Origin of the sequence: Streptomyces sp. HNM0574 (assembly GCF_012726235.1) — a bacterium.
In the GTDB taxonomy this organism is placed as follows: domain Bacteria; phylum Actinomycetota; class Actinomycetes; order Streptomycetales; family Streptomycetaceae; genus Streptomyces.
On sequence record NZ_JAASAH010000033.1, the window covers coordinates 1 to 3,308 of the forward strand.

The window sequence follows — 3,308 nt, forward strand, 5'->3', positions numbered from 1 at the left end:
ACCGGGCCACCCCGTCTCAACGGACCGAGCGCACCCGGCAGTTCTCCACCATCGACACCGCCGACGGCCGCTCCATCCGGACGGTCACGGTCTTCGTCCGGCCGCCCGGCACCCGGGCCGTCGCCCTGCCCGTGTCGACCACGGCACCCTGCTCGTCCAGGAAGTCGACCACCACCGTGAACGTCCGGTACGAGGAGTCGTCGCTCTTCACCCGGACCTCGCTGTACGGCTTGCCCGACGTCGCCGCGGCGCACTCCGAGACGGAACTGTGCGGCGAGCGCTGCCTGTTGCCGCCGCTGTGGCCGGAACCGCCGCCCGAGTACGAGGAGTCGCTCCCCGTCTGGCTGCTGTGACTGGCCGAGCCGGCGCTGCTGCAACCGCCCCCGCCGCCGCGGCTGCTACTGCTGCTCTTCCCGCCGCTCCCGCCGCTGCGCGCGGGACTGAACCCGCTCAGTGCCAGCAGCACCACCGTCACAGCGGCGAGCAACTTCACGTGACGCGACATGTGTGAACCCCCGAAGGACCGCCCGCCCGTAGGAGACGTTGGCTGAATACGGACGGCGTGATCCTGCCATGACAGGTGACGTGAGCGGTGGCGGGGTCGTTCCGGCGGACGTAGCGTCGAGACGATGACGCACCCCGCGGCGTCCGCAGGCTGCTGCCCGCAGGCACTCCACCGGCCACGGGCGGGCCGCGCGGCGCCGGAAAGTGAGGCGACGCCCGATGGTCCGGAACATTCTCGGATCCCTGCTCGCCCTCCTCGGAGCGGCGGCCGTCGTACGCAGCCCCTTCCTTGATTGGTACGGCGGTCGTCCCGGGCGCGACTACAGCGTGGAGGAGCTCTTCCGCGGCAGCGGCATCACCGCGGAGAAGCCGCCGCTGTTCAGCGGACTGCTGCTCCCCATGCTGGTCGTGGCCGTGCTGGTGGTCATCGCCGTGCTGCTGCGGTCGAGGCTGCTCACCACCCTCGCCGGACTCGTCGGCCTCGGCTTCACCGTGCTGTGGATGGTGCGCCAGGGGCAGGCCGCCGGGAACCTCACGGTCGGCTCCGGCGGCGAGCTGGGCGAGGGCGTCGCGGCCGCTGCGGGCGGCAGCGTCCTGGTCTTCCTGGGCGCCCTCGTGATGCGCGGCCGCCGTCCCCCGCCCCGCGGGCGCCGCCGCCGGGGCGACGACCGACCGCGGGAGGACGAGGGCTACGCCCCGTACGGCCCCGACGACCGCTACGAGCCCGCCCCGTACCACCCGCAGCAGCCCTATCCGCCCTACCAGGCCCAACGGCCCTACGAGCAGCCCCCGTACGGCCGGGGCCCGGCGTACGGCGAGGAGTACGAGACCTCCGAACAGCCCGCGCCGTACCGCCCGGCCCCGCACTGGGACGCGCAGGAGGGCCCGGGCGGGGGCAGCCACCAGGGCTGGTCCGCACAGGACGAGACGCGCCCGATGCGGCAGCAGCCGCCGTCCGGACCGCAGGACACCCCGGAACAGGGCGAGCAGGGCGTGAGCGACACCCAGCCGCTCCCCCGCACCGAACCACCGCCGCCCGAGGACGACGGCCGGCAGCCCTGACCCGTCGCCCCGAGGGGGCGGCTCAGCCCTGCCGGGTCTGCCCGGTGCCCTTCTCCGCGTCCAGCGCGTACACGCAACGGTCCTTGCTGCAGGCGTATATGACACCGCCGGAGGCCACCGGCGAACCCGTGATCTCCCCGCCCGTCGCCAGCTTCCAGCGCAGCTGGCCGCCCACCGCGTCCAGGGTGTACAGGCAGTGGTCGGCGGAGCCGAAGTGCACACGCCCGGAGGCCACCACGGGGGCGCCGACCACGTCGCCGCCCGCCGCGAAGCGCCAGCGCGGGGTGCCGCTGACGGCGTCCAGGGTGTACAGCGCGCCGCCGCTGCCGAGGTGGACGAGCCCGTCCGCCACGACGACGGGTTCGGTGGAGTGCCGTGCCTCGGTGGCGATGCGCCACCGGTCGTGCCCGTTGGCGGCGTCGATGGCGTAGACCGTGCCGAGGTAGTCGGCGATGTAGATGCCGCCGCCGGTGACGGCGGGGCCGGGGACGAAGGCCGGCGGACAGAGGAAGGCCGCGGGCGCGTCGAATCGCCAACGCTCCACGCCCGTCGCGGCGTTCAGCGCGAAGATCCGCGAACCGGCGCACACGTAGACGGTGCCGTCCGGCGCCGCGGTGAGGCGCAGCGGGACGCCTCCGGTGGCGGAGACGTCGCCGACGGGGTACGACCACTGTTCGACGCCGCTGCGTGCCTCCAGCGCGTACAGCCGCCCGTCGGCCCAGGTGAAGACGGTGCCGCCGTGGATCACGGGGCCGCCCTCGGGGGTCTCGAAGTCGGCCTGGGCGCCGCCGAGTTCCCACAGGCGTTCGCCGGTGGCGGCCTCCCAGGCCTGGACGCCGCCGCCCCGGGTGCCGGTGACGACGACCCCGCGGTCGACCGCCAGGGAGTACACCCAGCCGTTGGTGGCCAGCCGCCAGCGTTCGGAGCCGTCGCGGGCGTCGAGCGCGTACAGGCTCGGGCCGTCGGAGGCGTGCACCCGGCCGCCGGAGACGGCCATCGACCACGCCACCTCGCGGGTCTTGAACTGCCGCCGCCCGCTGGCCACATCGAGCGCGTGCACCTCGAAGGAGGTGACGTACAGCAGGTTGTCGGCGACGACGGGGGTGCCCCAGACGTCGTTGGACATCCGGAACCGCCAGGGCCGCCAGCGCTGCGGAGGCGGAGGCCCCGCGTCCGGCGGCACCCCGGGCGAGGGGACGGCGCCGGAGACCGGCGGGGCGTTCGGCGGGACCGGGGGCGCGGCGGGGTGGCCGTGCGGCGCGGAGGGCGCCGCGGGCGCGCCCGTGGGTCCGCCCTGCGGGCCGTACGCGCCGTGCGCTCCCTGCGCGGGCGCCCCGGTCCTGGCTCCGGCCGGGGGCCGTACCCAGCCGGTGGTGGGCCCGGCGTCGCTGGCGCCCGTCTCGTCCGAGCGGCGAGGGCCCGGGCCGATCGGCACCTGGGTGCCGGGCAGCCGCACGGGCCCGCCGTCCTGCTGGGGCGCGGCGGACGGGGCCGCGGAGTGCGGTGCGTGCCGGGGCGCGGGCGGGGAGGCCACGGCGGCCTGCTGCTCCGCTCCGGCGCCGGTGGTGGCGCCGACGGCGGCCGGGCCGCCGGGGCCGGCGGGGATGTCCCGCGCGAGTCCGTGCCCGCCGGGGCCGGGGGCGTGCGCGCCGGGCCCGGCGGCCCACGACTGCCCGCCCGCGCGTGCCGGTGCGCCGTCGGGGTGTGCGGACTGGTCGGCGGGGCGCTTGGGGACGGGCCGT

Annotated in this window: 3 protein-coding genes; 2 read left to right on the forward strand and 1 reads right to left on the reverse strand. The window is 76.3% G+C overall.

Annotated features, from left to right (window positions below; genetic code table 11):
- Window positions 1-353 (forward strand): hypothetical protein (locus HCC30_RS28335; protein WP_206324439.1); only part of this gene is annotated, 353 nt, incomplete at its 5' end.
- A 370-nt stretch (window positions 354-723) separates the two neighbouring features.
- Window positions 724-1,566: a hypothetical protein gene (locus HCC30_RS29265; protein ID WP_206324440.1), complete on the forward strand. Its 843-nt coding sequence runs from the start codon at window positions 724-726 to the stop codon at window positions 1,564-1,566.
- Window positions 1,567-1,588: 22 nt separating this feature from the next.
- Here HCC30_RS29265 and HCC30_RS28170 read toward each other — a convergent pair.
- Window positions 1,589-3,308, reverse strand: a 1,720-nt coding sequence (locus HCC30_RS28170; RefSeq protein ID WP_240979973.1) for a PQQ-binding-like beta-propeller repeat protein, incomplete at its 5' end; no start/stop codon positions are given.